The organism is Nitrosopumilus adriaticus, assembly GCF_000956175.1.
Classification (GTDB): Archaea; Thermoproteota; Nitrososphaeria; order Nitrososphaerales; family Nitrosopumilaceae; genus Nitrosopumilus; species Nitrosopumilus adriaticus.
On record NZ_CP011070.1, the window covers coordinates 922,398 to 948,266 of the forward strand.

Genomic DNA, 25,869 nt, shown 5'->3' on the forward strand with positions numbered 1-25,869 from the left:
ATGGTGATATTTTAAATCTTGAATAATTGAATAATTTGATATACATTTTATCCAAGGAAGAGCTGCAAAATTGAAATTAGAACAAATAGAAAATTCATTCAAACCAACACCAAACAAAAAATCGTCTATTGCAAAAAAGGGGATGGTTTCATCAGCATTCCCTGATGCGACAAAAGCTGGTGTTGAAATGCTCAAGAAAGGTGGCAATGCAATTGATGCTGCATGTGCTACTGCCATTGCATTAGGCGTGTGTGAACCACAGGCTTCAGGAATTGGTGGGCAATCTATGGCTATTATTCATTATAATGGAAAATCATTTGCGATAGATGGCTCTAGTCGTTCTCCATCTATGGCACATTCCTCAATTTACACAAAAACAAAAAATCGTAAACTTGGATACAAGGCAACTACTGTGCCTAGTACTCTTGCTCTAGTTGGATTTTTGCATGAACGATATGGCACACTGGAATGGCAAAAGATTATTGCACCTTCAATTCACATAGCAAAAAAAGGATACAAAATTACTCAACTACAGAACTCTTTGCAAGAAAGAGAATTGGAAAATTTTCTTTCAATTAAATCAAAATCTGGTGCAAAATATTTCCTAAAGGATGGTCTAGTCCCATATGCTGTTGGAGATAGATTTGTACAAGATGATCTGGCTCAAACACTTACTGCTATTTCTGAATATGGGTATCGTGTATTCTACCAGGGCAACATTGCTAAAAAAATTGATGAAGATATGAAAAAAAACTCATGGATTAATTCGTGAAGAGGATTTAGCATTCATTCCAGAACCACTAATTAGAAAACCAATTAGTAGAAAATATCGACATGTGACTGTATCTACATTGCCTCCGCCTGCAGCTGGGAGGACATTGCTTCTTACCTTGATGATGCTTAATCACTTACCATCCAAGTTTCTTCGTAGCTCAAAACCTAGCTCGTATCATTTTGTTGCTGAAACATTTAGAAAAGCGTTTTTGCATAGAGTACAACGTCCATTTAATCGACATACATATGATCAAATTCAAGATAAATTACACTTGCAAAGAACTTTTGCAAAACAGATGGCAGACTCTATCCATAATTCTATGGATGCAACACTGCCTATGATTGATCCTGATTTTGGAGGAGAAGATACTACACATCTTTCAACTATGGATAATGATGGTAATGCAGTAGGAATCACACAATCTGTTGAATTAGCATATGGCTCAAAGGCTGCCGCAGAAGGTATGGGATTTCTCTATAACAATTACATGTCTGCATTTGAGTTTACGACTCCGAACCATCCTTACTATATTAGGCCCAATGCAATTCCTTGGACATCGGTTTCACCTGCCTTGGTTTTTAATGATTCAAAACTTTGGATGGTGGTGGGAAGTCCTGGAAGTCAACGAATTTTTTCCACTATAACTCAGTTTCTTTCAAGAATCATTGATGGGGATTTGCCAATGGACCAGGCAATTATACGACCACGTTTTCATTGCTCCATTGGAGGTAATGTCAGCATAGAGGATGGAGGATTTAGAACTGAAATTATTGATTTTCTAAAAGACATGGGATACGAAATTTCTATTAAAGAGCGATATTCATTTTATCATGGAGCAATACATGCTACAATGAAACTGCAAACACAAGATGGCTTTCAAGGAGTTGCAGAAGTTAGACGCGATGGAACAGCAGAGGGATTAAATTAAAAAAATTACCTGTCTTATTATCAATTCCACATGGTGGCATCAGAAAACCTCTAGAACTTGATGGGCATCTCTCCATTACTAAAAAAGATCTTTTTGATGATTCAGATCCTTTTGTGATTGAAATGTATGATTTGGGTGACAAAGTTCAGCGTGTAATTAAATCAAAAATTGCAAGAGCGTTCGTTGATCTTAATCGTGCACCAGATGATTTACCGCCAAAAAATCCTGATGGTGTCATAAAAAGTTCAACATGCTACAAAAAACCAATTTATCATGAGAGAAAAGAACCTGATGATTCACTTCGAACCTTACTGTTGGAGATGTATTATTTTCCTTATCATAACTCCATACAAAAAAGTCTTGATGAATTAGAATTACAGTTGTGTTTGGATTGCCATTCTATGGCTGCAATTGCTCCTGGAATATCGCCTGATGCCAAGGACAATAAACGACCAAAATTCTGCATATCTAATAATGATGGTCAGACAGCATCACAAGAAATGATGGAGTTATTGGCCTCCTGTATATCTGAATCTTATGGAATTGATAGAGATGACATTTCCCTAAATGATCCATTTCATGGAGGTCATATTACTAGGACATATGGAAACAAACCTGTACCTTGGATTCAAGTTGAAATGAATAGAGATTTGTATCTAACAGAGCCTTGGTTTGATCAAGAACAATTAACAGTGGATCCTAAACATCTTGAGAAACTAAATAAACAATTTGAAAATACCTTGAATCTATTTTTTAAAAAATTCGATGGAGAAGATTCTTGACAGTAGAAGTTACAGAATTTCTTGCACTGTTGGCCCTACTGCTGGGTGGAGGAATGGTTGGTGCAGGAATTATGAAAAAAATAAAATTCCCAACTATTATCGGCTTTATCTTAATTGGAATGATTGCAGGACCTTATGGACTTGGAATTGTTGATGATGTTGAATTAATCAATCTTTTAGCTGAACTAGGAATAATTATTCTTCTCTTTGTTGTAGGGTTGGAATTCAGTCTTCAAAAATTACGAAAAGCTGGAATGAAAGCAATCACAGTTGGAATGACTGAATTATCAATAATGTTTTTTCTGGCATACATTGGAGCCTTTTCATTTGGCTGGTCCCATTTAGAATCTCTTTACCTAGCAGGAATATTGTCAATCAGCAGTACTGCTATCTCTTTACGAATAATGAGGGATCTTAAGCTAGTAAAAACAAAAGAATTTGATACTATTATTACAATTTTGATTGTTGAGGATCTTGCAGCAGTTTTACTTTTAGTTATTTTAGGCAATGCCTCTGAAGGAGCTACGCTCGATTTGACCGGTGTTGGAGTTTTGATTTTACAAAGTTTGACATTTTTTGTTATTGCGCTAGCTCTTGGAATTAAATTAATTCCAAAACTTTTGGAGAAGATTCATGGATTGGATATTCCCGAAGGCCCGTTTATCACAGCTCTTGCTTTGGGTTTTGGATTGGCAGTTTTGGCACATTTTCTAGGTCAAAGTTCAGCTATTGGCGCATTTATTATGGGAATGATTATCGCATCATCAAAACATTCTGAAAGCATTACGAAAAAAATTCTTCCATTAAGAGACTTTTTTGGTGTAATATTCTTCGTATCTATTGGAATGCTGGTAAACATTATGGCAATACCTGAGGTTGCCTTGATATCCATACCCATAATTATTCTAGCCGTTGTTGGAAAATTTATTGGAAATTTCTTTGGATCTTCAATTGGTGGTCATGGCATTGTTAGTTCTTCGACTATTGGGTCTGTAATGGTTCCTAGAGGTGAGTTTTCCTTTATCATGGCAAAGCAGGCTGTCGATAGTGGTTCCGTTAGAGATACTCTGTACCCAGTTACTATGTTGGTGACTCTTGCTACGATGCTCTGCATGCCATTACTGTTGAAAATATTGCCAACACTTGCAGATAAAAAAAGCCATATTCCAATGAATGTTTTAAACCCAATTCACATTGTTGGGAAATTTTTTAATAATTTGATGAATACTCCTGATGATAACAGCCAATTCAATATACTTTTGAAAAAGCATGGGCTGAAATTTTTTGTTAATCTGATGGTTGTAATAGCAATTCTTGCAATTATTGATTACTTTAATGATGATATAGTGACAATTATTTCTACACTTGGTATTCCCCTCCCTATTGAACCTGAAATACTTTTGACAATTATTAGCATATTGTTAATTATCTATCCTGTAATTGCAATGCTTGGTAAAATTGAAAATTTAGTTACAAGTATATCTGATATTTTATCTACCAAATTAATTCCTGCAGACACACAACGACTCGAAGAGAAACCACTCCATAGATTAATGAGAAATATTTTCTTTATTGGTTTTATTTTGATACTTATAGCTATCATGCAACCTTACATTGCAGATATTGTGGAACTTCCATTTTTGCCCTTTATCATATCTGGAATCGGGCTTACCATAGCAATAATTTTGATAGCCGATTCTGTATTTGTATTCCAAAAGCTATCTCACGGCCATATTATGGAAAGTTTGATGAAAGAAGATGAAACTTTTGAGCCTGAATAGTCTGAAGATCTTATTGACAAATTAGTATCTCCTAAGAATCAAGATGTTAAAATAATCGATTTGCATTGTTAATGTAGATATTGAGAATATATGGAAACTGAAAACAAGAAATCTGAAACTGATGAAAAAGTTATCGAGAAAAAGCAAGAAAAATTTGTAAATACTCTGGAAAAAAATTATTCAGATGCACTAGAGCATACAAAGAATTTTGGAAAAGACTCTATTGAAAAAATTAGCGAGGTTAGTTCTAGTGGAGCTAAATTCATAAAATCAAAACCTTATTGGGAATCTTTGAAAAGTAGGTCTCACAAAATCAAAGAAAAAACTTCTGAACAAGGTCTGGAATTTAAAAAAAATAGTCCTAAATTTTACAAGAAAATTAGTAATGCATTTTTTAATTTCTTTGAGACAATAGTAGGACGAATAAAACTTGGTACTCAATATGGTGCTCCCAGTCTTGAGATCCTAGAAAGACTCGCAAAACTAAATGAGCTTGGAATTATTACAAAAGAAGAATTTAACAGGAAAAAGAAAAAACTCTTAGAGAGAATCTGACAATGAGTAAAAATCTAATAATCTCTTCATTGGTGATAGTAATAGCAATTCTTGTAGGAATTTTAATTATGACTAATTATAGTTGGTTTACTCAAGAATGGTTAATTGGATTGGGTGTTGTTGTTGTTGGCTCTTCTGTAGAGGGCATTTTGATTTATCTAAAAATTCGAAAATGAACCTCACGGTATGTTTTATGTCAACTTTCTTTGATTTTCGTTTTGATTAGCAAAAATTTCTAATTCTTTTTATGAGCTTAAAAATTACTGAACAAAAAACCCAATTAACAAAGAATTGTTATCTTGAAGACTTTATTGGGAAAACTGTTTTTGATAGTAAAGGTCAGAATTGTGGTAAAATAAAATCTATTTTGATTGATAGGCAAAAATTTTCAGTGTCTGGAATTTTGGTCAAAAAAAGATTTTCAAAAGAATATTTTTTATCACAGGATTATTTTGAGGAATTCGCTGAATCTGGGCTTACCTTGAACTCGATCCCAATAAAGCCTGGAGACAAAGTTGCAGATGTTGATGGAAAGAATATTGGTCGTGTAGTTCAAATAAATCTAAATTCTGAGACCAATAAACTTGAGTCCCTTGAGATAAAATCGAAATTTAAATCTGTAATTATTCCATCTGAACGAATTATTGCAGTTGGGGATAAAATCAAAATAAAATTATTCTAAAGAAAAAACTTTGCAAATTAATCCAGAATTTATAATTTTTAAATAGATTTCTCATTATCTTTAATTACTTTAAACATGATTTACTGTATGGAAGCATACATTCTAATCAATTGTACATTGGGTAAAGAATCCACAATTATTTCTGAGCTAAAACAATTAATAGAAATAATTGAAATTAATGGTGTCTGGGGAAAGTATGATATTTTTCTTAAAGTTTCCACAACTGATCCCAACGGTGTTGAACAGGTAGTAAAGCGACTAAGAAATCATCCTGATGTAACTGACACCTATACCATGCATGTTCTTTATGGTCAGGGTGGGACAATAGACAATGGATGAAAAATCCACATGTGAAATAATTGACTTTATCAATGCCATATATCGTGAACAAATACCAGGTCCAGTTAAATTTGTGGTAAAAAGAAAAGCCAAAAAAATTGAAAAATTAAACCTAGATGATCTTCCTGAATCATTTAGAACATGCACTGTTGAGGAATTGTTCAAAATACTTAAAGAAGCTCATGAGAAAAAACTCTTAAATTTTTAATATATTTTAAAATCTAGTTGTTTCTCAACTCAAATTCCTTGAAATGCCTTAACATAACTACTTGTAAGGGAATTTTTCATTAATATTCAAATTAATCCGGAGAACTGTTTGAGAATTGTCGTTTGAGCCTATTTTGTATATTGGAATCTTACTCCTAGCTGCTAAACTATTTGGTGAAATTATGCATAGAATTAATCAGCCTACTATTTTGGGTAATGTTCTTGCAGGAATAATTGTTGGACCTGCCCTTTTTGCACTTGTACAACCTATTGATGAAATTGAACTTTTCATATCGATTGGAGTATTTTTCCTGTTTTTCTTAATTGGCCTTGAAGAAATTGATCTTGCAGGACTCTTCCGTGTTATTCGAGGTAGAATCTTTGCAGGCTCTGCAGCTGCATTTTTGATCCCTTTCATAGTGGCTGGAATTTTTGGAATGGCTTTGGATATGGATTTTATAAAATCATTTGCTATTGCAAGTGTAATCGCTGCCTCTAGCCTGGGAGTTACTGCCAAAGTTCTAAGTGATCTTGGAAAATTAAAATCTACAATTGGTCTTGAGATTTTTACTGTAGCTGCAATTGTTGAATTCATTGCAATCATTGTAACAAGTATTATGATTCAAATCAGCACAAGTGAAACACCCGAATTTTCAGAGTTTATCTGGCTATTTGTAAAAATGATCATATTCTTTGCAGTTGCAGGATTCGTATCTGTATTTATTTTACCTCGTTTTTTCCGTTACATAAAAAAACATCTGCAAGTAACACAAATTTATTTTGGTGTCGTAATTGGTGTCATACTGTTAGTTGCATATTTTGCAGAGGTCAGTGGAATTCATGGTGCAATTGGTGCATTACTTTTAGGAATTGCAATCTCTAGAATGAATAGGGATGATTATCATGAAATTTCAAAAAATGTACATGCAGTAGGGTATGGTATTTTTATTCCCATATTCTTTGCTGGAATAGGACTTCACTTCAGTACAGCGTTTCTTGATTTAGAATTATGGGTAATAGCTGGATTTCTTGTAATAATGATTGGCGTAAAATTCCTTGGCTCTTACATTGCAGTGCGTATTGCACAGATGCGACCTGCAACGACTGTTGCATATGGTGTCATGTCTAAAGGAGCAGTTGATTTGGCATTAATGCTGTCTTTGTTACAAGTTAATATTTTGAATAATAGTTTGTTCTCATTATTGGTACTTGGAACACTGATGACTATGATAATTTCTAGTGTTGAACTTCAGCGTAAACTAAAGAAAATAACAACTTTCAAAGTTGGAACTATTGAAATGGGGTTGGTTCCAGGTTATTTTAGAAGAGTGGTTTCAGATGTTACTGCAATGATGGTGATCAACACTGCATATCTAAAGACAACAAAGGATGTTACAATCAAAGACTTTCTTAAAAATAATACATTGGACAAAAGACCCTTCTTGGTTTTTGATGATAGTGATGAATTGGTGGGGGTTGTCTCAAAACGTGAAATAGACAAATCCCATAAAAAAACTCGTGATATCACAACTGTTGGTGATGTAATGTATGAAAAGGTCCCTACAGTATTGCCTAGTGAATATCTTTATTCAGTAATTCAAAAGATGAATTCTTACCCATTTGAAATGATACCTGTAGTAGATCCCGAAGATTTGAAAAAAGTAGTTGGCATTATTTCAAATCATGATATAATGAATTTATTAGTAGAACCAAAAAAATCGTGATTTAGAATAATTCGAATTAACTTTTAGGTATATGTTCTGCCTTTATTCTCTTATTGAAAACCAAACACGCCGTAAGATCTCCGCTTACGTTTACCATTGTTCTCGTCATATCTAAAATTCTATCAACACCTAACAATAGAACTATCCCAATTACTGGTACCCCGGCAGCTAGTAGGATGGATGATAAAATTACAATGCCAGCACCGGGAGCTGAAGGGGCGCCAATTGATGCCATAAGTGCAGTTACTGCAATTAGAATGATTGTCGTTGCACCCAACTCAATACTGAAAAGTTGTGCAAGGAAGAACACTGCAACAATTTGATATAATGCAGTACCATTCATGTTGATTGTAGCACCTAGTGGAATTACAAATTGAGATACTGCGGGTTTAACTTTCATCTTTTCTTCTGCTGTCTTTAATGAAACAGGCATTACAGCAGCTGAACTTGATGTCGAAAATGCAAGAAGAAGAGGATCTTTCATCATTTTCAATGTGGATATTATTGGTCTACGTGCAAATACTTTGATAATTACAATATATGCTAGCATCATTATGAAGAGTCCGATAACCACAGTTCCCATATATGCACCAAGTCCTACAAGTGCATCAAGTCCAACTTTTGATACGATATCTGCCATCAAACCAAATGCTGCAAGTGGTGCTAATCTCATTGCCCACGAAACTACTTTCATGGTAATTTCTTGAATTGATTCCAGCAAATCCGTTATTGACTCTGATTTTTTTTTAGGAAGAGAGATCATTGCAATTGCAACAAATAATGCAAAAATGATGATGCTCAGCATTTCCCCAGACATAAAGGATGTCAAAGGATTGCTGGGGATAATACCTATGATGTGTTGAGGAATGTCAAGAAAATTAAATTCTATATTTTCTACAAGTTGTTCTGTCTCATCAATTTCTAAACTTGATAGCATTGCTTCACTATCAACAAAATTTCCTGGGACTATTGTTGTAGCTACAAATACACCAATACCTAAAGCAATAACTGTGGTAATTACAAAAAATGCCGCAACAGAAATCCCCATAGTTCGAAGTTGCTCTACACTACCTGCTGACAAAAGACCTCTAATAATGGATGCAAAAATTAGAGGAACAATTATCATCTGAATGATTTTGAGGAATAAATGTGCAGGAATAGAAAGCCAAGTGGTGATAATTCCACTAGTGTCTTTATCTACAATTCCTGCTTCTGGACCTAGGACTAATCCTAGCAATAATCCCAAAAACAACCCAACAAGAACCTGTGCCCATAGTTTTTTCTTAACTAGGTATGAAATTTGAGGAATTTGGTGCTTGAAAGACTTTATGACCATGATTTTTGACATGCATTCAGTAATAATAAAAAGACGGATGTTCTCGAAGTTGAAAATCTTATTTTGCTTTTTAGTAGTGTGATGATGGATTATTGGTATTGAAACTTCTAATCTCACTTTTTGTGATCTCTGCTGCCGTAGTGGGTATTAGTGGTATGGGGATTTTTTTAGTAGAATCCCCTCATGAGGATGCCCAAATTACAAATTTGCTTGATGCATTTTGGTGGGCCTCTGCTACTGTTACTACCGTGGGATATGGCGATGTGGTTCCAGTTACAGAACTTGGAAGGGTCATGGGAATTGTTTTGATGTTTGTAGGAATTGCGATTATTGGTACTTTTATCTCTGCACTAGGTGCTTTACTTATTGGATCTAGATTAAAGAAACACGAGACTGTTGAATCTTCAACAAAGTCATTGATAATTAAGAAAATTGGCGATATTGAGAATTTGGAAAAACATGAGGTTGAATTGTTAATCTCTATGGTAAAAGACTTGCATGATGAAGCAAAAGATAATCGTCAAAAAAATTGAAATGGAATTTATTCTTATTATATCTCAATTTAAAATTTATTTTAATAATCGTCCGTTGACAAATCCTTTATGTAAGAAAATATTCTCTTAATCATGATAACCAGAAAAATCAAAAAAATTGTTATTCCATATGATGGTTCAATATATTCAAAACATGCATTTGACATGGCACTAAATTTGGCACAAAAATATAACTCAAAATTAATTCTACTCACATGTATTGAAAAGATTAACGGGAGTTGGTATGGAAAAGAATTCTCACATTTGTATCAAAAAGATGTAAAAAACTATCGAGAAAAAATCCTTAAAGAAACATCAAAATTAGAATTGATTTCTAAAAAGAAGAAAATCTCTACGACAACAAAAATCTTTGTAACTGATTCAATAGTTGAGCAAATACTTTCATTTACAAAATCCACCAAAGCTGATATGATTGTAATGGGCTCTCATGGAAGATCTGGGATTGATAAATTAATACTGGGTAGCATTGCAAATGGTGTTGTTCAAAGGTCTAAAATTCCTGTCTTGGTAGTAAGATAAACTAAAATACAATTTGTGGATTGAATGATCAAATTTCTTTATTTTCAAGAATGAGATTCTGAATATCCTTTAACTTTCTAAAAAATTACTCTAATTTGAATGGATTTTGTTGTTATTGAAATTATTGTAATTGGAATTTTAATATGCTTTTATGCTCTTTTTAGTGGGCTTGAAATTGCAATTGTTGGGGTCAGACGTTCTAAAGTTATTCGTATGTATAGAAAAAACATTCCTGGCTCATCACCTCTCTACAAATTAAAAATGAACCCTGCAATGATGACCTCTGGCGTTAATTTGGGAAATACTTTGGTTAACGTTGCATCTTCTGTTCTGGCAGCTGATGTTGCGATAAAACTACTTGGAAGTCAAGGAGTTGGGATAACTATTGGAATAATGACATTTGTAATTTTGATTTTTGGGGAAATATTGCCAAAGACATTTTGTAATGTTAATCCCGAAAAAGCATCTCTAAAATTAAGTGGAATTCTATTAGCATTCACTTATGTGATGTATCCTTTTGTCAAACTCTTAGAATACATCACGCGCTTCATCTTGAATCTTTTTGGCGGTTATTCACAAAGACCTAGACCAATAACTGAAGAAGAAATCAAGGAAGTAATAGATTTAGGCTATGCCGATAAAGCCATTGAAAAAGAAGAGCGTGATCTTGTGTATAATGCATTAGAGTTTGATGATAAACCAATTAAAGATGTTATGACTCCAAAAGAAAATGTTTTTTCATTGAATGGAACATTGACTTTATCTAAAACCATCTCAAAAATTAAAGAAAAGGGTTTTTCACGAATTCCCGTTTATGAAAAAACATCAGATAGTATTGTTGGAATATTGCATATTTGGGATATTGCCCGACTGGCTGAAATAAAATTTCCCACCACCAAAATAAGCACTTTGTCCCGAAAGCCTTTCTTTATTTATTCCAGTGAAAGAATTAGCCATCTTTTGATTGAACTCAAGAAACAAGATATGCATATGGCAATTGTTCTAAATGAGCAAGATCAACTGGTTGGAATAATCACTGTTGAAGATTTGTTGGAAGAAATTGTAGGCGACATTGTAGGAGAGGCAAAAAAATAATAAATTCATTTTTGAATTAATTGATTTTACACACAATTACTTAAATTCCTCAAATTAAGAAGTTCAATAATGGCTGAAATTACTCAAAAAGAACAAAATGATGATTTTGAAGTATTTGAAAAAGTTAACCAAAGATATTTTGCAGAAATAGAACATTCAGTCCCACATTTTCAGCAAACATTATTTGATTTACAAAATGAGTGCTACAAGAATTGGAAGAACGCCATTAGTGCAAATGTTGCATTACAGAAAGAACTTTTAGGGAATTCTGGTTTTAATTTCCCAATCCCGAAAATAACTCAGAAAATAATTGACAATGTTGGTGAAGAGATTGTAAAATATCGATTAGCGTCTATAAAGATTGCAATTTCATCAATAGAGTCTGTGACAAAAAATGTTAAAACATGGAATGACAATGCAAATGTCTTTGTTGATTTAAATCGAAAAATCATGCATAATTGCCTATCTCCATTCATCCCAAATTCCGATACTCAAAAATGAAAAAATCCCCCATCGTGAAATAATAATCTCAGTTCATCTTTTTATGGTGTCATGAGTTTTTTGTGGCATCTCTGAAATAACAAAAACACAATCAAGTCTTTTAATATGAAATCCCTGCTAAAAAATTCCTATTTTACTTTTCTTCAGGCTCGTTAGCTTTATCTCTTACCTTTTTGAGAATACAAAATTTACTTAGACTTTTTAGAAATCCCATAATAATAAACTATGATTAGTTCCTTATGTATGTTGAAAGTTAATACAATTACTAGTTTTCATCTATTTTTTTATTGTATTCATCAACTTTGATATTGTAATTGTCTATCTCTTTATTTTCGATATCTATGTCGTCTTCAAATAATTCTGGGTTTTCGTTTTTTGCACGCTCCATTAATTTCTTAAATGCATCTGGATCATCTTTTTGAAGTTCTAAGAGTATCTTTCCAATTGATTCATCTAAATTGCTCATACTTTGATTTGACAAATCTAGTATTTTTATTATTCTGAATTCGTATTAAATCCAGTTTTTGCTATTTTTTAGCATTCTTTGAATGATCATAAAGCATTCTTGCTTCTTTCCATTGATACCACACAAAATTCCATACCAAATCATCAATTGATTGTCTCTCTTCTTCGTTAAATTGTCTGTCTCTAAGATTAAAAATTATTTTACTTCTAATCATTCCTAGTCTTAGCCCTAGCATGACACATTCTCTGTTATTGTTTGGAAGTTCTTTTCCTCTGAAATTATTTGTTTTAGTGTCAAAAACATCAAAATGCTCATCATGCCAATTGAATTTTGATTTTTCAAAGATTTCAAGAATCAAAGAAATTGTGTCGTAATCTAATTTTTTCTTATCTAGTTTATCTTTGATGATTTCTTCTGCTTTTTCTTTTCTTTGTTTGTTTAGTTTCTTTTCTAAATCTTTGAGTTCTTTTGATAATATCTTATCCATGAATGTGGCCTTGTATTGATAATATATTGTCTCTTAATAACTCTAAAAAATTATTAATGAAATTGATTCTATTAAAGATATGCCGTTAGATAAAATTTTAGATACTGAGCTATATGCCTCGTCTCATAATTCAACAGTACTACATGTCAAAGGCAAACCTGTAGCATGCATTGTTGACAATGACCCTAATAATGAGATGCTTTTCAAATCCATTTCTGCGAATGATCTTCTAAAGGCAAGTCTAATTGGTTTTTTAAACAAACATGATGATTTTGGTCTTTTAATGGGATTCAAATTAAAGATTCAAACTGACTCTAGTTTTTTTGAATACACTGTGTATCCAAGTGATGATTTTGTTGAAACAGTAATCTTTGATGAATCGATTTTCATAATAAATGAAAAATTGGATCATCTTTTTTCATTGAAAAAAATTATGACAACTCAATTTATTAAAACAAAAACAGAATTTGACAAGTTAAAAAAACAAATTACTCAAAATACCTAGGAATTTTTAATTTCAAAATATTCAATAATTACTAATTTCCAAACTTTCTGATGGTCAATTTTTCTCAAATGCTGAAAATTAGGGAACCTGAATTATTAGATCGTGAAGATGGGCATTGGTATAAAACAAAATTTGATCAGATTTACCCTTCTATTAGCACCATTCTCTCAGCTACTTCTTCTGATACAAAACAAAATAGCCTAAAATCTTGGAGAGAAAATGAGCCTGCACATGAATACATTACTGCACAAGCCCAAGATATAGGAACTCAATCCCATAAAATAATTGAAGATTATCTGAGTAAGAGTTTGTCATTAGACGAGTTTGATTTACTTCCTATTGCTCATTTTAATAATTTAAAACCATACTTGGAAAATATTTCTAATGTTACATCTATTGAACAAAGAATGTATTCAGATAAACTAAAGGTTGCAGGTACCAGTGATTTGATTGCTGAGTATGACGGTGAATTATCAATTATTGATTACAAGACAAAAAGAAAGCCTCAGGTGGATGAATACATGTATGAATATTATTTGCAGACTACATGTTATGCCCAAATGTTTCAAGAAGTAACTGGAAGAAAAATCAACCAAGTGGTGATTTTAGTCAGTAGTGAAAAAAACACCCGCCAGGAATTCATAAAGACATGTGATGACTATATTGAGCCCCTTTACGAAAGAATTGAAAAATACTATCTGACTAGTCTTAATTGACCATATTTGTCAAGATCGTAAAACAAAGGCTTCTATAGTGTCTAGAGTGTTAGAAACAGAATATGAAATATCTCTGTAGAACCTGCAAGAAAAAATGTGATGACATCCCTACGCATATGATGAAAGTTCACAATTTCTCAAAAACAATTGTAGAGTCTCAGCTTAAGGCAAATCCTAATTGCTATAAAAATTCCTTTGAAATTATAGAATAGAAAGTAATTGATTTCATTTTAACCGCAGTCAAATAGAATTACCTTTATGTAGTATAATTTAAAAAATTATTTAGTTTCTATGAAAGTTGCACTAATCTATAATGAAAATGAAATTGATCCAAATGATGTAATCAATGTTTTTGGAATGACAACAAAAGAGCATTACAGTAAAAAGGCTGTTGAAAAAGTTGCACAGGCATTAGAGAAAGGTGGGCATACGGTAAAGGTGGTAGAAGGTGATATTCATCTTGCAGATGAATTGCGTGAATTTATGCCAAAAGTAGTTGCAGGTGACACTCCTGGTATGGTTTTCAACATGGCATATGGTATTCAAGGTCAGAATAGATACACACACGTTCCTGCAATGATGGAGATGTTGGGAATTCCTTACATTGGTTCAGGACCTGCAGGCCATGCAATTGTTCAAGATAAAGTAATGACCAAAATTGTATTGCAGAAAAATAATATTCCAACTCCTGGATTTTGGGTTTTCAGAACACCTGATGATAAACATGATGATTTAATTTTTCCAGTTATTGTTAAACCAAAACTTGAATCAACTTCAATGGGAATGGAGGTTGTAGATAACTGGGATGATCTTCGAGCCGCAGTTAAAGTGCAAATAGAAAAGTTTCAACAGGATATTCTAGTTGAACAATTTATTTCGGGAAGGGAGTTTGCAGTTGGAGTTTTAGGAAATTTCCCAAATGTTGACATTTTGCCTATTGTTGAAATTAATCTAGATAATCCTGATCAAATCCAAACCATTTCTGATAAAAAGAAAAAAGGTGGAGTTGATAAAACATGTCCTGCAAAATTATCCAAAGAAAAAACAGAAGAAATGCGTCAAATGTGTATAAACGCGTTTTCATCTTTGGGTTTGAATGACTACAGCAGAGTTGATTTCCGAATGGATAAAGATGAGAATCTATACATTCTTGAATTAAATTCTATGGCCAGTCTTGGACAAGGAGGTTCATTATTTTATGCTGCCAAAACTGCAGGTTACACATACGAATCTTTAATCAATAAAATTCTTGATGTTGCTGTTATCCGATATTTTGGTTCTTCTGTACCCCACCATGAAACTGAAACTGATTTAACACAACCTCTTCGTGTTGTATCAAGAACATATTTGAGAGGTCATCTTCAAAGTCTAAAAGAATCTTTGAGAGATTTTGTTAATCTAAATACACATGTGTATAATCTTGAGCATGTCAACCAACTTGGTGGATTACTTTCCAAAAGATTGAAGCATCTGGGATTTGAAGAACAAATTCATAGAGAATTAGATGTAGGTGATTTTCATTACTTTACGAACCATTCAGAATCACAAAATGATGTACTGATAATTTCTCATCTTGACACACACTATGGCCCTGATGATTTGATTAGTTATTATGAAAATAATGATCAAATTATTGGTTCTGGAATTGCTGAAAGTAAGGGCGGGTTGGTAGTGATGTTGGGCGCTTTGCATGCACTTCGCTTTGCAAAAAAACTCCGAAAAATCAAATGTGCTGTATTGCTTACCACTGATGATAGTTTGGGAGGACGTTACAGCAAGAGATTAGTCAATGAATATTCAAAAAAATCAAAGTACGTAATCGGATTAAAGTCTGGCAGTAAAGATGGTGGAATTATTACAACCTGTTATGGTAGAAGTGATTATCAAATCAGATTTACTGCAACCTCGTCTCAATCTGAATCTGACATTCATGGAATAATTCCAGTTTTGGCAAAAAAATTGCATGCACTTGAAAAACTTTCAAAGAATGAAGAAGACTACAAATTAAGAACCACTTCTGTAATTGCTAAAGGCTCTCATGGGCATACTCCGAATTATGCAACATTATCTTTAACTTGCAGTTATCAAACTGCAAAACTTGGAGAGATACTTGACACAAAAATTCAGACTATCATGAAAAAAAGAGAAGAAGGATCTAAAAAATTAGATGTTGCAATAAATAAAATACAAACAAGACCGCCAGTTTTAGAAGAGCCATCTGATACCAAATTCTATGAAATGGTTGAAGATCTTGCTAAAAAGCATGATGTGAAAATCAAAAAACATTGTCAAATTGTATCCTCTGATATTAGTAACGTTCCAAGTGAACTTCCAGCTTTGGATGGATTTGGACCTCTAGGACACAATTATCGCTCACCAAAAGAATACATCCTTCATGACAGCATTTTAGAGAGAGCAGCTTTATTGGCTTCGGTTTTATACAAATGCTCTGAGAAATAATCTCTCATCAGTACTGATGTCAAAAATTAAAAAAATTCTCATACTTGGAGGAGGATTTGGAGGAATTAATGTTCTGAGATTAATTCAAAATAAATTTAAAAATAATTCTAACATCAAAATAAGTATCGTTAGTCAGGATAACTATTTTTTGTATACTCCTATGCTTCCCCAGGTTTCTTCTGGATTAATTCATCCAAATGATATTACAGTACCAATTAGAAAATTATGCAAACAAGCAGAATTCTATCATGCTGCAGTATCATATATCGATATGAAACAAAAATTAGTTACTGTCACTCGTGAATTTGATGGTAAAGTACATGCATTAGAATATGATTATTTGGTGATAACTCTTGGTAGCAATACGAACTTTTTTGATAATGAAAATATCGAAAAACATGCATTTACGATTAAAACAGTGGAGGATGCCCTATCGATTAATTTCAATGTAATCAACATGCTTGAAAATGCAGCCCAGACATCTGACTTGGAATTCAAAAAGGAATTGATGACATTCACAGTTGTTGGAGGCGGATTTGCAGGCGTTGAAACAATGGGTGAGATTAATCAACTAGTCCGTGACTCTGTAAAAAACTTCTATCCGAGCATAGGCCAAGAGAATATTTCTATGAATCTGATAGCATCAAAAGATTACATATTATCTGAACTTGGTCCAAAGCTAGGTAAACTTGCTGGAAAATATCTGAAAAAGGCTGGCGTGAATGTACTTACTAAAACTAAGGCTGTGGATGCAGGAGAAGATTATGTCCAATTAGATAATGGAAAAATTATTCCGTGTATGACTTTAATTTGGGCTGCAGGTGTTGATGTGGAGCCTATTGTATCTGAAATCGATTGTATTCATAAAAAATCTGGTAAATTAAAAGTAGACAAATATTTGAAAGTTTTAGAACATGATCATGTTTTTGCATTAGGTGATTGTGCACTAATTACAAATCCAATTACTGGAGAAGCATATCCTACTACAGCTCAAAATTCGATTCATCAAAGTGTGACAGTTGCCAATAATTTGTTCTCAGTTATTTCTGGCAAATCAAATCTTAAAGAATATTCTTTTAAGAGTAAGGGAATGATGACTACGCTAGGCAGAAAAGTTGCCATTGCTGTTTTATTTGGGCGCCCAATTACTGGTTCTTTAGCTTGGTTAATCTGGAGAACTTATTATTTGTCACAATTACCAACTCTAGAAAAAAAATACCAGGTTGCAACTAGCTGGCTTGCAGATTTGTTGTTTAAACGTGATTTAACATTTATCGGTTTGATCAAAAGCAAATTTCTTACAAAAGTGGATATAAAATCAGATTCTCCTTCTGTAAAAGATTTTTTTAAATAAGATTTGACTTAACATTATGATTAGTCAAAATTTATTTTTGTTAATTGACTTAATCCCTAATGCAGTCAACTAACATTGTAATTAAATACTAAAGTTTGCAAACATTATCATGGCAGATGTAGATCCAAGTGCAGTTATTGGAAATAATGTAAAAATGCAAGAAAGCACAGTAATTGAAGGCGATGCTCACATAGGAGATAATTGTGATTTAGATAAAAGAGTAGTTATAGAAAAACACGCAACTATTGGCAGTGGTGTTAAGATGGGCATACACTGTGTTGTTGAAAGACATGTCACTGTTGGTAATGATTGTGTTTTTGGTAAAGAAAATGTAATAGAAAGAAATGCGACTATAGGTAATGGTGTGAAAATGGGAGACGATTGTGTTTTAGAAAAGGAAACAAAGGTACCAGATGGCTCAGATATTCCAACAGGAACAGTACTTTCTGCTGGACGTACATATCCTGATGGAACAACACTAAAAGCAAAATACTTCAAAAAGTAGGTTCATAAAATAATTTATCATGGCAGAAATTGATCCAAGTGCAAAAATAGGAAATAATGTTACTATGGATGATAGTGTGGAGATAGAAAGAGATACTCATATCGGAGATAATTGTGTCTTTGGAAAAAAAGTAGTGATTGAAAAAAAGGCTGTGATAGGCAATGGTGTGAAAATAGGAGATGATACAGTAATAGAAAAAAAAGTTCACATCGGTAGTGATTCTACAATTGGAACTAAAGTTGTAATTACAAAAAAATCAAGCATTGGCAAAGGTGTTACAATTGGCAATAATGTTGTGTTGGAAAAAAATGCCATTGTTAAAGATAATGAAGTTGTCCCAGATGGAACGTTAGTTAAAGAAGATACAATTTTTCGAAGTGATTCGAAAAAAAACGACCATCATTCATAGATAGGTTGCTTCATCATAATTCTAAATAATTCCGACTTAATCTATTCTAATCCTATCTTACTCTTTAAATAAACAGATCATTGCTAATTATCATGGCAGAAATTGATCCAAGTGCAAAACTAGGAAACAATGTTGCTATGGATGATAATATCGTCATACAAGGAAAAGTTCAGATAGGCAATGACTGTGTATTTGGAAAAAAAGTAGTGATTGAAAAAAAGGCTGTGATAGGTAGTAGAGTCACATTAGGAGATGAGTGTGTTATAGAAAAGGATGTCAACATTGGAGATGATTGTATTTTTGGAACTAACGTTGTAATAGAAAAACAGACAGTAATCGGCAAGGGTGTAAAAATAGGAGATGGTGTAGTAATAGAAAAAAACGCTACTGTTTTAGATAATGCAGTTATGTCAACAAATACTGTTCTTGAAGCTGGAAAGACTTTTCCAGAATAATTGTTTTGATAATAGAAAAGGATTCTAAGACTTCTGTTCATTTAATATACAAGAATGATTATTGGATATAGTTGAAATCCAATAAAATTACAAATCATTGCTGGAATGATTAAATGGTAAATCAACAAAACAAGGATGATTAATGTGGATCTGGAAAAAATCGAATCTTCTTTTACTCCTACTACTGATCAAAAATGTTCAAAATCAAAACATGGTATGGTATCATCAGCATTTCCTGATGCCACAAAAGCAGGAGTTGAAATGCTCAAGAAAGGAGGCAATGCGATTGATGCGGCATGTGCCACAGCAATTGCACTGGGAGTATGTGAGCCTCAATCATCTGGTTTAGGGGGTCAGTCACTTGCAATGCTCCACATTGATGGAAAAACAATAGCTCTTGATGGTTCTAGTCGTGCACCTTCGCTTGCCCATGCATCATTTTTTGAAAAAAAATCTACACGATTTATTGGATACAAAGCATCTACTGTTCCCAGCACTCCTGCAGTAATTGGATATTTGAATCAACATTATGGAAAATTAGATTGGGCTACAATCATTGAACCATCGATTAGGATTGCAAAAAGAGGATATAGAATCACACAATTACAACATGACATTCAAACAAAAAATCTGAACAAGTTTTTTCGGGTAAAATCTAATTCTGGTGCTAAATACTTTCTAAAAGATGGTTTAGTACCATATGATGTAGGTGATTTATTTGTACAAGATGATTTGAGTGAACTTCTAAAACACCTTGGTGAACATGGATATCAAACATTCTACCACGGAATGGTTGCAAAGAAAATTAATGAAGATATGCGAATTAATGAAGGATTTTTACATGCTGATGATCTTGCATTAATTCCTGAACCTATAGAGAGAAAACCTTTGGTGAGATCCTACAGGGGAATTCAAATTGTTACTATGCCTCCTCCCACAGCTGGAAGAACACTGCTTTTAGTCTTAATGATGCTAAACAATGTTTCATCAGAATTTCTCCGTAGTAAAAAACCACACTCTTATCATTTCGTTGCGGAAACTTTTCGCAAAGCATTATCCCACAGATCACAAAGACCATATGACCCAAACACATATCATCAAACTCGAGATACAACTCATCTTAGTTCAGCATTTGCAAGAACTCTTGCTGGCTCCATTAGAAACTCTGTTGATCCTTCCCTTCCTTTTGAAGATCCTGCCAAGGATCCTGATGAAACCACTCATCTATCTGTGATGGATGATGAAGGAAATGCAATTGGAATTACCCAGTCGATAGAATTGTCTTATGGTTCAAAAGCTGCAGCTGAAGGCTTAGGTTTTCTCTATAATAATTACATGTCTTGCTATGAATTTAAAAACACAAACCATCCGTTCTATTTACGACCTAACGCATCTCCCTGGACATCAGTATGTCCAACAATTGTAAATCATAACGATAAACCTTTGATGATTTTAGGAAGTCCTGGAAGTTCTAGAATATTTTCAGTGGTAAGTCATTTTCTTTCACGAATTATTGATGGGGATAATTCAATTGATATTGCTATGCTTAAACCCCGAATTCATTGTTCATTAGATGGCACAATAAGCATAGAGGAAGGATTTGCCGACGGTGAAGTTGTTCCTTATTTGAAAAATCTTGGCTATGAAATTGATCATCGGGAGCGATATTCGTTTTTCCTTGGTGCAATTCATGCTGTAATGAAATGTCAAACAAGTGATGAATTTCAAGGTGTTGCAGAAATCCGTCGTGATGGTACTGCAGAAGGAATATGATCTTTTATCTTATTCAAAATTGTTATCTTAATTGGATTCACGAATAAACGTATTTTTATCATCTACAAAGTTACCGCATGTTTCACAAAGCCAAAGCGTCGCATTTTCATCTTTCTTCCATTTTGGCAATCTTCTATTACTACATGTTTTACAAAATAACGACATAGTTCTTGCTAATTTTACTTCTATTTGTACCGGCGTTATTGGTTATGATGTGGGGGTTATTCGTTCCATATGGATTGGGTCTTGAGCCATGCAATCAAATCTTTGTACAGTCTGCTTTTTTGCATGTTTAAAACCCCGATTTCTAAATTCGTAGAAGATTTTACTGTCTTTGTATAGTTCTCATAAACTGCAAAAATTATCTTGTCTAGAAACATCTCATTTTGCATCTCTTTTTTAGCTAATTCTTCAGACTCTGTCATTGCAAAACTTGCAAATAAAACACCGTCCACCCAATATGCGTTTGCTGCTTCCAGTGACGACATCATTCCAATAAGGTCATCAAGATTCAGTTTGATCATATCTCGAACGTAAATTTTATCATATGGCTTGTGTATAAAATCCGTCATGAGATTTCTCTTTAATAGAGTCTAATGAGTATTTGGAAATTTTATAACTAGTTTTTCTATAAAAGAATCATGAGTGAAAAAAATAACGATTCCTTTGAGCATGATCTATTTGTTACAGAATTTCCAAAACAAAATTTTGGGATTGTAGATTATTTGCAAGGTAGAGTTCATTTTGCATTGCTAGATCAAATGAAACTCATGCATTCCTCTGGCATGTCTAAGATTGAAATCAAAGAAACAATTATTTCAACTGTCACTGAAATTGTGGAAAATTTTGAGCCTCAAAAAGAATCAAAAAGTTCTTGAATCCATTTTTCCAGATTCTGCCATAATGATCTTGTGACACTGGCAGTAGCAATTTGTATGTGGCATGTCGTGATCATTTCTGTATTTGCATTCTTTAGTATGCTCTATCATGGACATTTTTTGGAACCCTTTAGACTATGCCTTTGTAGGATCACGGCTTAGAATGTTTAGGATATGCTCGACTATTTGTTTTTGTCCTCCTTGCTGCGTATCAGTTCTTACTGTATCTGAACCCATGCTGACAAAAATCAAATTCTCATCTCCTAATGGAAAAGTTATTCTCGTAATCTTTTCAAATGCTGCAACAGCATAAAGCCCATTTCCAATTTTTGGAATCAATGCTTTTCGTCCTTTCCATGCATCTGCTGCTCTTCTCAATGATGACTCTGTCTCTTCTTGAGAAAGATAATTCGTTATTCCTTCTCTGTGATTTGTTGCAAGTATGTTTCCTTCAGTATCTGTTACTATGCTATGTCTGATGTTGATGTCTGAATCCATTATTCTCTGTAAGAGATTTTCAAAATTCATGCCAATTATAATGCAAAATATTACTTAAGTAATTCTGAAAAAATTATTCCTGATTTTTATATTCGAAATAATCTATAAAAGCATCATTGAGATTCTTTAGTAATTTTTCATCCTTAAATCCTGATTCTTTTAATTCATCCCATGATTTTTCTATCTCTTTTTTCAAAACGTATAGGGTTCTTTTATCATCACAGTGCATACTGAATTTATCACAATCTTGAATTTATTGGTGTCTTTAAATCACTGATTCTACTGGTACTGAAATTTTCTTTTTTGCAACTTTGACTGAAACCCATCCCACTATTGCCCCCGGTATGCACATTATTCCTAAAATCATTCCCAATGTTTCAGAAAATTCTGGAAGTAAATCATATCCTGAAACGCCACTAAATACGTAAAATTGGATAAATGACATCCCGATTAGTGGCATGCTGAAAATAAGAAATACTGATCCAATCAGCGCTCCTACGATATTTTCACCATACTTTCTGATTTTAATTTTCTTGCAAATTATTGCATCTGCAAGTATTGCAAAAGCCATTGGTAATACAAACCATGGAAGATAACCCCAAAGAAATTCTGCTGGAATAATATTTGATGTGACATTTAGAGTGATAAATACCGCAGTTACTAAAGATGCATTTCCAAATTTCTTTAATGATTTTGCTGAAGCCCAAAAAATTAGTGTACTGAAAAACGGCATAGTGCTTGCAGCAATTATTACAGCTACATATGGATCAGGATCAAAGTCTAGTGTGTCTCCTGTTGATATTGGCAGTGTAAATTGAAAGATAAATCCAATTGTGATGAACCATAAAACTCCATACGCGAAAATTAATGCAGGTTTTACAACTTTGAAATTAAGTGGAATTAATCTTGCTAATCCGATGGTTACTCCAAGAGTTTGAATTAAAATTCCAGTAATTAATGTCAGGTGTGTGGGGCTGAGCAGACCGTCTGTTCCAAACATTTCATGCCAGTAATAGTCTCCTGGACCTGCAGTTATCTGAAATAATCCTCCAATGATGATCAGCTTTAATCCAAGCGCAAAGGATTCCTTTCGTATTTCTTTATTTTTTACTAATGATATAATTGCAATTATTGCTGCAATCAATCCAATTCCGACTCCTGAGTATAGCACCCCGTGTGGTGGGGTGAAAAATGATTCTGGCGCGCCTAATTGGTGACTGGTAATGTCCCAACTACCACCCCAAGTCTGTAAAATTGTCCCAAATAATGCAATAATTAGAATAATTATGGTAACTTTGTATGACAAATCAACAATTTTCTTAAAAAATTACTTTATGAATTTTATGAATGAAAAAATAAGGCTTTAGAAAGCCTAAAGCCCCTCATCAGAGTTTTCTGATTTTTGTTTACACCAACAGTTAGAACTGCATGTGGAATTAATTCCTGGCATTTCAATCGTCTGAAATGAGCCAGGAGATTCCAATTACTTCTTCCCATGATGATTGGTTATTGTTATCTTGCATACTATGTGTATGGGAATTTTCTATTTAACACAGATGAATGATTTATCAGTATCAATACTATGTACAAATTAGTAGTGATTCTTTATATCTAAAATGAATTAATTTTTTTACCCGACCATAAATGGTGAGAACTTCAATTCAATTGAGTTTTGAATCTCACCATTTAATCTTGATTTTGTAAACTAGCGGTTTTTTCATAATAATATTCTTGTTTTTTCAATTCTTTTTCTGATATAATTCTGCATTTTCTCATGGGGACTAATCGTGAGATTTGCTCATACGTATTCATATCTCTCACATCTGCAGCATAAGCAATTTGGAGCAGTGGGGATTTTTCTTCAATCATTGGTTTTGCTTGCTCATATCCTCCACTTTGTCTCATCCCTGTTCTAAAAAGCCCAACATGGGTATTGCTTTTTGAAATTTGAGGATCCTCGTAGCAGCATATGGCAAACTCATCATCATCTTTTTCAATAATTGTCAACCTGGTAAATTTATCACTCCAATCTTCCACTTCTTTGGCAATTAGCATTGCCTCTTTTTTATCCTCAAACACTGTTGACACTACTAGTCTGTCTTTTTCATATGCCCATGAAATTCCATAGAAATTATTGTGCCAATCAATATCTAATGACATGCTTAATCGTCGAAAAATTATCAAATTAATGCTTTCGAATTTCTATTTTGGACAATCATCTGGCCAAAAAATCTGGATTATGCTTTGATTCATCCACTAGAATAATTAAAAAAAATTCAACTAGCACATTTTTTCGCATTCACATTGTCTGCTTGTAAACAAATTTTTGAATGCCTCGTACTTTGACTGGCCTATTGTTGGTTTTTCTCTTCCCACAATCTTGAATAAATTAATTCCAGTCTCAGCGCTAGTTCCTTTTAGTGCCCATGATCCATTCTTCATCAGATATGGCTGTGGGTTTTTCATTGACACCTTTTTTCGTGCCTTGATATCATATGCCTCTATCACTGACATGTCCCATTCTGTAATAGTAACTATTACAGAATCAGAGTAAATTTTTTCATAGTTTTTAGTTTAAAATTAATTTTTAAAAAATAAGATTAGGTGTGAGTTAAAGTGATCTTATCTCACATTCACATTCTTCACGCTTTCCACAAAAAGGGCAATTACAATCACAAAAAATTAAGGCTTGATTGCATGTTGGGCAATTTGTGTACTCTGCAAAATCCTCTCTCAAAATAACCGACCTCTCATGTTGGTAAACTGTTTTCAAAATTGATAAATCCCTCTACTTGGTTTCTGAAAATTAGTTTTGTTTTTTGATTTTAATTAAACACATGTTTGCAAACCTGCTCAAATTTCTTTTATATCTTGAATCCTATCTATTATTGACGACTTCGTATAGTGGTCTAGGCATGCTATAAACGATCACTATTCCAAGACGTCATTAATTTCGTTTTTTTAATAATGCATCTTCGGGTGTTTTTTCTTTGTTGGCTTCCCAATGCCAATTATGATGTTTCTTCCAATGATTATCTAATTCTTCGGTGGTGGGTTCTTTTCCAAGAGGCGTCCCACATAGTTTACACTGTTTCATTTTTAATCTCCGTTTTCTTCTTTTTTGGTTTTACAATTGGATGACACTGTGCTGGAAGATTTTCATCATTATCCATTGTCATTCTAGTGCTATGCTGAATTAAATTAAGAGTTTTGTTGTTAGATGGGCTATTTTGACTTCTTTTTTGATGTGGGCTTTTTCTTTTTTCCTGCATTGAATTTTTCTCTTTTTCGTTTATTTTCTAAATCCATAATCATGTATGTTTTTCCAGTTTCACATAATTTCATTTCACCTGTATATTCATCATGAATTGATTCTAGTGACCCACTTGATAGTAACTGACCCACAATATTCCAAGCTGTATCTTCTGAAATTTCAAATTTGTAATTAATTGTTGAGACTTTGGTAAAGTAACCGTTTTTGAATTTCTTAAAATAAACTGTTCAATTTTTTGCTCAGTTGTCAACGAAGGCTCTTTCTTGAATCTTCTAAATGGCCTTCTCTCAGACAATATTTCTCCCGATATT

The 25,869-nt window shown here is 33.2% G+C and carries 34 protein-coding genes; 23 read left to right on the forward strand and 11 right to left on the reverse strand.

The features are described from left to right. Positions 1 to 70: 70 nt before the first annotated feature. The 10 genes from NADRNF5_RS11710 to NADRNF5_RS05370 all read left to right on the forward strand — a co-directional run bounded on the left by NADRNF5_RS11710 (position 71) and on the right by NADRNF5_RS05370 (position 7,773). The gene (locus NADRNF5_RS11710; RefSeq protein ID WP_250634618.1) at positions 71 to 772 is read left to right on the forward strand and encodes a gamma-glutamyltransferase; all 702 of its coding nucleotides are present in this window, start codon (positions 71 to 73) and stop codon (positions 770 to 772) included. Positions 773 to 803: 31 nt separating this feature from the next. Then, entirely contained in the window at positions 804 to 1,703 is a 900-nt protein-coding gene (locus tag NADRNF5_RS11715; RefSeq protein ID WP_342399218.1) for a gamma-glutamyltransferase, read from the forward strand. Next, complete coding sequence (locus NADRNF5_RS05340; RefSeq protein WP_048116104.1) at positions 1,694 to 2,485, forward strand: N-formylglutamate amidohydrolase; 792 nt, start codon at positions 1,694 to 1,696, stop codon at positions 2,483 to 2,485. Before NADRNF5_RS11715 ends, NADRNF5_RS05340 begins: the two co-directional genes overlap by 10 nt. Beyond that, entirely contained in the window at positions 2,482 to 4,266 is a 1,785-nt protein-coding gene (locus NADRNF5_RS05345; RefSeq protein WP_048116105.1) for a cation:proton antiporter, read from the forward strand. The genes NADRNF5_RS05340 and NADRNF5_RS05345 overlap by 4 nt, the downstream gene beginning before the upstream one ends. Positions 4,267 to 4,356: 90 nt before the next feature. Beyond that, positions 4,357 to 4,821: an SHOCT domain-containing protein gene (locus tag NADRNF5_RS05350; RefSeq protein ID WP_048116106.1), complete on the forward strand. Its 465-nt coding sequence runs from the start codon at positions 4,357 to 4,359 to the stop codon at positions 4,819 to 4,821. A gap of 2 nt (positions 4,822 to 4,823) precedes the next feature. Then, positions 4,824 to 4,997, forward strand: a complete 174-nt coding sequence (locus NADRNF5_RS11325) for a hypothetical protein (protein ID WP_192828291.1) — start codon at positions 4,824 to 4,826, stop codon at positions 4,995 to 4,997. Between the two features lie 71 nt (positions 4,998 to 5,068). Then, positions 5,069 to 5,503, forward strand: a complete 435-nt coding sequence (locus NADRNF5_RS05355) for a PRC-barrel domain-containing protein (protein WP_048116107.1) — start codon at positions 5,069 to 5,071, stop codon at positions 5,501 to 5,503. A gap of 87 nt (positions 5,504 to 5,590) precedes the next feature. Then, a complete protein-coding gene (locus NADRNF5_RS05360) occupies positions 5,591 to 5,842 on the forward strand; it encodes an Lrp/AsnC ligand binding domain-containing protein (RefSeq protein WP_048116108.1) in 252 nt (83 codons plus the stop codon). Further along, the gene (locus tag NADRNF5_RS05365; RefSeq protein WP_048116109.1) at positions 5,835 to 6,050 is read left to right on the forward strand and encodes a hypothetical protein; all 216 of its coding nucleotides are present in this window, start codon (positions 5,835 to 5,837) and stop codon (positions 6,048 to 6,050) included. Before NADRNF5_RS05360 ends, NADRNF5_RS05365 begins: the two co-directional genes overlap by 8 nt. A 115-nt stretch (positions 6,051 to 6,165) precedes the next feature. Next, positions 6,166 to 7,773 (forward strand): cation:proton antiporter domain-containing protein, encoded by a 1,608-nt coding sequence (locus tag NADRNF5_RS05370; RefSeq protein WP_048116110.1) that lies wholly within the window; start codon positions 6,166 to 6,168, stop codon positions 7,771 to 7,773. A gap of 16 nt (positions 7,774 to 7,789) precedes the next feature. Here NADRNF5_RS05370 and NADRNF5_RS05375 read toward each other — a convergent pair whose 3' ends face one another. After that, on the reverse strand, positions 7,790 to 9,109 hold the full coding sequence (locus NADRNF5_RS05375) for a dicarboxylate/amino acid:cation symporter (protein WP_048116111.1): 1,320 nt from the start codon (positions 9,107 to 9,109) through the stop codon (positions 7,790 to 7,792). A 98-nt stretch (positions 9,110 to 9,207) separates the two neighbouring features. Between NADRNF5_RS05375 and NADRNF5_RS05380 the strand changes: the two genes are divergently transcribed. The 4 genes from NADRNF5_RS05380 (at position 9,208) to NADRNF5_RS05395 (ending at position 11,778) form a co-directional block, all read left to right on the forward strand. Next, the gene (locus NADRNF5_RS05380) at positions 9,208 to 9,642 is read left to right on the forward strand and encodes a potassium channel family protein (RefSeq protein WP_160289391.1); all 435 of its coding nucleotides are present in this window, start codon (positions 9,208 to 9,210) and stop codon (positions 9,640 to 9,642) included. A 93-nt stretch (positions 9,643 to 9,735) separates the two neighbouring features. Next, a complete protein-coding gene (locus NADRNF5_RS05385; protein ID WP_048116113.1) occupies positions 9,736 to 10,182 on the forward strand; it encodes a universal stress protein in 447 nt (148 codons plus the stop codon). A 99-nt stretch (positions 10,183 to 10,281) separates the two neighbouring features. Then, the gene (locus NADRNF5_RS05390; RefSeq protein WP_048116114.1) at positions 10,282 to 11,277 is read left to right on the forward strand and encodes a hemolysin family protein; all 996 of its coding nucleotides are present in this window, start codon (positions 10,282 to 10,284) and stop codon (positions 11,275 to 11,277) included. A 69-nt stretch (positions 11,278 to 11,346) separates the two neighbouring features. Continuing rightward, complete coding sequence (locus NADRNF5_RS05395) at positions 11,347 to 11,778, forward strand: hypothetical protein (RefSeq protein ID WP_048116115.1); 432 nt, start codon at positions 11,347 to 11,349, stop codon at positions 11,776 to 11,778. A gap of 265 nt (positions 11,779 to 12,043) precedes the next feature. On the opposite strand, the gene NADRNF5_RS05400 is transcribed toward NADRNF5_RS05395, so the two are convergent. After that, on the reverse strand, positions 12,044 to 12,244 hold the full coding sequence (locus tag NADRNF5_RS05400; protein WP_048116116.1) for a hypothetical protein: 201 nt from the start codon (positions 12,242 to 12,244) through the stop codon (positions 12,044 to 12,046). 61 nt (positions 12,245 to 12,305) lie between these two features. Next, on the reverse strand, positions 12,306 to 12,731 hold the full coding sequence (locus NADRNF5_RS05405) for a hypothetical protein (protein ID WP_048116117.1): 426 nt from the start codon (positions 12,729 to 12,731) through the stop codon (positions 12,306 to 12,308). A 79-nt stretch (positions 12,732 to 12,810) separates the two neighbouring features. Between NADRNF5_RS05405 and NADRNF5_RS05410 the strand changes: the two genes are divergently transcribed. The 8 genes from NADRNF5_RS05410 (at position 12,811) to NADRNF5_RS05445 (ending at position 20,908) form a co-directional block, all read left to right on the forward strand. Next, entirely contained in the window at positions 12,811 to 13,236 is a 426-nt protein-coding gene (locus tag NADRNF5_RS05410; RefSeq protein WP_048116118.1) for a hypothetical protein, read from the forward strand. A gap of 68 nt (positions 13,237 to 13,304) precedes the next feature. Then, the gene (locus NADRNF5_RS05415; protein ID WP_237089200.1) at positions 13,305 to 13,952 is read left to right on the forward strand and encodes a PD-(D/E)XK nuclease family protein; all 648 of its coding nucleotides are present in this window, start codon (positions 13,305 to 13,307) and stop codon (positions 13,950 to 13,952) included. A gap of 291 nt (positions 13,953 to 14,243) precedes the next feature. After that, positions 14,244 to 16,412 carry a M20/M25/M40 family metallo-hydrolase gene (locus NADRNF5_RS05420; protein WP_048116120.1) on the forward strand — a complete coding sequence of 723 codons (2,169 nt, stop codon included), beginning with the start codon at positions 14,244 to 14,246 and terminating at the stop codon, positions 16,410 to 16,412. A gap of 16 nt (positions 16,413 to 16,428) precedes the next feature. Continuing rightward, positions 16,429 to 17,766 (forward strand): NAD(P)/FAD-dependent oxidoreductase, encoded by a 1,338-nt coding sequence (locus tag NADRNF5_RS05425; protein ID WP_052661887.1) that lies wholly within the window; start codon positions 16,429 to 16,431, stop codon positions 17,764 to 17,766. A gap of 109 nt (positions 17,767 to 17,875) precedes the next feature. Continuing rightward, a complete protein-coding gene (locus NADRNF5_RS05430) occupies positions 17,876 to 18,271 on the forward strand; it encodes a hypothetical protein (RefSeq protein WP_048116121.1) in 396 nt (131 codons plus the stop codon). A gap of 19 nt (positions 18,272 to 18,290) precedes the next feature. Continuing rightward, entirely contained in the window at positions 18,291 to 18,680 is a 390-nt protein-coding gene (locus NADRNF5_RS05435; protein ID WP_052661888.1) for a DapH/DapD/GlmU-related protein, read from the forward strand. Between the two features lie 92 nt (positions 18,681 to 18,772). Further along, positions 18,773 to 19,135, forward strand: coding sequence for a DapH/DapD/GlmU-related protein (locus NADRNF5_RS05440; protein ID WP_048116122.1), 363 nt, complete (start codon positions 18,773 to 18,775; stop codon positions 19,133 to 19,135). Between the two features lie 144 nt (positions 19,136 to 19,279). Continuing rightward, positions 19,280 to 20,908, forward strand: a complete 1,629-nt coding sequence (locus NADRNF5_RS05445) for a gamma-glutamyltransferase family protein (RefSeq protein WP_048119150.1) — start codon at positions 19,280 to 19,282, stop codon at positions 20,906 to 20,908. Between the two features lie 221 nt (positions 20,909 to 21,129). Here NADRNF5_RS05445 and NADRNF5_RS05450 read toward each other — a convergent pair whose 3' ends face one another. Beyond that, positions 21,130 to 21,480, reverse strand: a complete 351-nt coding sequence (locus NADRNF5_RS05450) for a hypothetical protein (protein ID WP_048116123.1) — start codon at positions 21,478 to 21,480, stop codon at positions 21,130 to 21,132. A gap of 69 nt (positions 21,481 to 21,549) precedes the next feature. On the opposite strand from NADRNF5_RS05450, the gene NADRNF5_RS05455 reads away from it, so the two are divergent. Continuing rightward, entirely contained in the window at positions 21,550 to 21,786 is a 237-nt protein-coding gene (locus tag NADRNF5_RS05455) for a hypothetical protein (protein ID WP_048116124.1), read from the forward strand. 135 nt (positions 21,787 to 21,921) lie between these two features. Here NADRNF5_RS05455 and NADRNF5_RS05460 read toward each other — a convergent pair whose 3' ends face one another. The 7 genes from NADRNF5_RS05460 to NADRNF5_RS11580 all read right to left on the reverse strand — a co-directional run bounded on the left by NADRNF5_RS05460 (position 21,922) and on the right by NADRNF5_RS11580 (position 25,689). Next, positions 21,922 to 22,314, reverse strand: coding sequence for a hypothetical protein (locus tag NADRNF5_RS05460; protein WP_237089201.1), 393 nt, complete (start codon positions 22,312 to 22,314; stop codon positions 21,922 to 21,924). A gap of 43 nt (positions 22,315 to 22,357) precedes the next feature. After that, positions 22,358 to 22,513, reverse strand: coding sequence for a hypothetical protein (locus tag NADRNF5_RS11330; protein ID WP_192828292.1), 156 nt, complete (start codon positions 22,511 to 22,513; stop codon positions 22,358 to 22,360). A gap of 36 nt (positions 22,514 to 22,549) precedes the next feature. Next, positions 22,550 to 23,590, reverse strand: coding sequence for a hypothetical protein (locus tag NADRNF5_RS05465; protein ID WP_237089202.1), 1,041 nt, complete (start codon positions 23,588 to 23,590; stop codon positions 22,550 to 22,552). A gap of 380 nt (positions 23,591 to 23,970) precedes the next feature. After that, on the reverse strand, positions 23,971 to 24,444 hold the full coding sequence (locus tag NADRNF5_RS05470; protein ID WP_048116126.1) for a hypothetical protein: 474 nt from the start codon (positions 24,442 to 24,444) through the stop codon (positions 23,971 to 23,973). Between the two features lie 120 nt (positions 24,445 to 24,564). Further along, on the reverse strand, positions 24,565 to 24,798 hold the full coding sequence (locus tag NADRNF5_RS05475; protein WP_048116127.1) for a hypothetical protein: 234 nt from the start codon (positions 24,796 to 24,798) through the stop codon (positions 24,565 to 24,567). A 433-nt stretch (positions 24,799 to 25,231) separates the two neighbouring features. Further along, complete coding sequence (locus NADRNF5_RS11335; protein ID WP_192828293.1) at positions 25,232 to 25,381, reverse strand: hypothetical protein; 150 nt, start codon at positions 25,379 to 25,381, stop codon at positions 25,232 to 25,234. Between the two features lie 128 nt (positions 25,382 to 25,509). Beyond that, complete coding sequence (locus NADRNF5_RS11580) at positions 25,510 to 25,689, reverse strand: hypothetical protein (protein ID WP_237089203.1); 180 nt, start codon at positions 25,687 to 25,689, stop codon at positions 25,510 to 25,512. Positions 25,690 to 25,869: the final 180 nt, after the last annotated feature.

What these genes read in the sequence shown, in the direction of transcription:
- NADRNF5_RS05415 (WP_237089200.1), top strand. Translation starts at nt 13,305, where the DNA reads ATGCTGAAAATTAGGGAACCTGAATTATTAGATCGTGAAGATGGGCAT.
- NADRNF5_RS05425 (WP_052661887.1), top strand. Translation starts at nt 16,429, where the DNA reads ATGTCAAAAATTAAAAAAATTCTCATACTTGGAGGAGGATTTGGAGGA.
- NADRNF5_RS05435 (WP_052661888.1), top strand. Translation starts at nt 18,291, where the DNA reads ATGGCAGAAATTGATCCAAGTGCAAAAATAGGAAATAATGTTACTATG.
- NADRNF5_RS05440 (WP_048116122.1), top strand. Translation starts at nt 18,773, where the DNA reads ATGGCAGAAATTGATCCAAGTGCAAAACTAGGAAACAATGTTGCTATG.
- NADRNF5_RS05385 (WP_048116113.1), top strand. Translation starts at nt 9,736, where the DNA reads ATGATAACCAGAAAAATCAAAAAAATTGTTATTCCATATGATGGTTCA.
- NADRNF5_RS05350 (WP_048116106.1), top strand. Translation starts at nt 4,357, where the DNA reads ATGGAAACTGAAAACAAGAAATCTGAAACTGATGAAAAAGTTATCGAG.
- NADRNF5_RS05360 (WP_048116108.1), top strand. Translation starts at nt 5,591, where the DNA reads ATGGAAGCATACATTCTAATCAATTGTACATTGGGTAAAGAATCCACA.
- NADRNF5_RS05420 (WP_048116120.1), top strand. Translation starts at nt 14,244, where the DNA reads ATGAAAGTTGCACTAATCTATAATGAAAATGAAATTGATCCAAATGAT.
- NADRNF5_RS05395 (WP_048116115.1), top strand. Translation starts at nt 11,347, where the DNA reads ATGGCTGAAATTACTCAAAAAGAACAAAATGATGATTTTGAAGTATTT.
- NADRNF5_RS11335 (WP_192828293.1), bottom strand. Translation starts at nt 25,381, where the DNA reads ATGAAACAGTGTAAACTATGTGGGACGCCTCTTGGAAAAGAACCCACC.
- NADRNF5_RS05455 (WP_048116124.1), top strand. Translation starts at nt 21,550, where the DNA reads ATGAGTGAAAAAAATAACGATTCCTTTGAGCATGATCTATTTGTTACA.
- NADRNF5_RS05475 (WP_048116127.1), bottom strand. Translation starts at nt 24,798, where the DNA reads ATGTCAGTGATAGAGGCATATGATATCAAGGCACGAAAAAAGGTGTCA.
- NADRNF5_RS05355 (WP_048116107.1), top strand. Translation starts at nt 5,069, where the DNA reads ATGAGCTTAAAAATTACTGAACAAAAAACCCAATTAACAAAGAATTGT.
- NADRNF5_RS05365 (WP_048116109.1), top strand. Translation starts at nt 5,835, where the DNA reads ATGGATGAAAAATCCACATGTGAAATAATTGACTTTATCAATGCCATA.
- NADRNF5_RS05410 (WP_048116118.1), top strand. Translation starts at nt 12,811, where the DNA reads ATGCCGTTAGATAAAATTTTAGATACTGAGCTATATGCCTCGTCTCAT.
- NADRNF5_RS05405 (WP_048116117.1), bottom strand. Translation starts at nt 12,731, where the DNA reads ATGGATAAGATATTATCAAAAGAACTCAAAGATTTAGAAAAGAAACTA.
- NADRNF5_RS11330 (WP_192828292.1), bottom strand. Translation starts at nt 22,513, where the DNA reads ATGCACTGTGATGATAAAAGAACCCTATACGTTTTGAAAAAAGAGATA.
- NADRNF5_RS11325 (WP_192828291.1), top strand. Translation starts at nt 4,824, where the DNA reads ATGAGTAAAAATCTAATAATCTCTTCATTGGTGATAGTAATAGCAATT.
- NADRNF5_RS05400 (WP_048116116.1), bottom strand. Translation starts at nt 12,244, where the DNA reads ATGAGCAATTTAGATGAATCAATTGGAAAGATACTCTTAGAACTTCAA.
- NADRNF5_RS05460 (WP_237089201.1), bottom strand. Translation starts at nt 22,314, where the DNA reads ATGAATTTTGAAAATCTCTTACAGAGAATAATGGATTCAGACATCAAC.
- NADRNF5_RS05390 (WP_048116114.1), top strand. Translation starts at nt 10,282, where the DNA reads ATGGATTTTGTTGTTATTGAAATTATTGTAATTGGAATTTTAATATGC.
- NADRNF5_RS05450 (WP_048116123.1), bottom strand. Translation starts at nt 21,480, where the DNA reads ATGACGGATTTTATACACAAGCCATATGATAAAATTTACGTTCGAGAT.
- NADRNF5_RS05375 (WP_048116111.1), bottom strand. Translation starts at nt 9,109, where the DNA reads ATGGTCATAAAGTCTTTCAAGCACCAAATTCCTCAAATTTCATACCTA.
- NADRNF5_RS05430 (WP_048116121.1), top strand. Translation starts at nt 17,876, where the DNA reads ATGGCAGATGTAGATCCAAGTGCAGTTATTGGAAATAATGTAAAAATG.
- NADRNF5_RS05470 (WP_048116126.1), bottom strand. Translation starts at nt 24,444, where the DNA reads ATGTCATTAGATATTGATTGGCACAATAATTTCTATGGAATTTCATGG.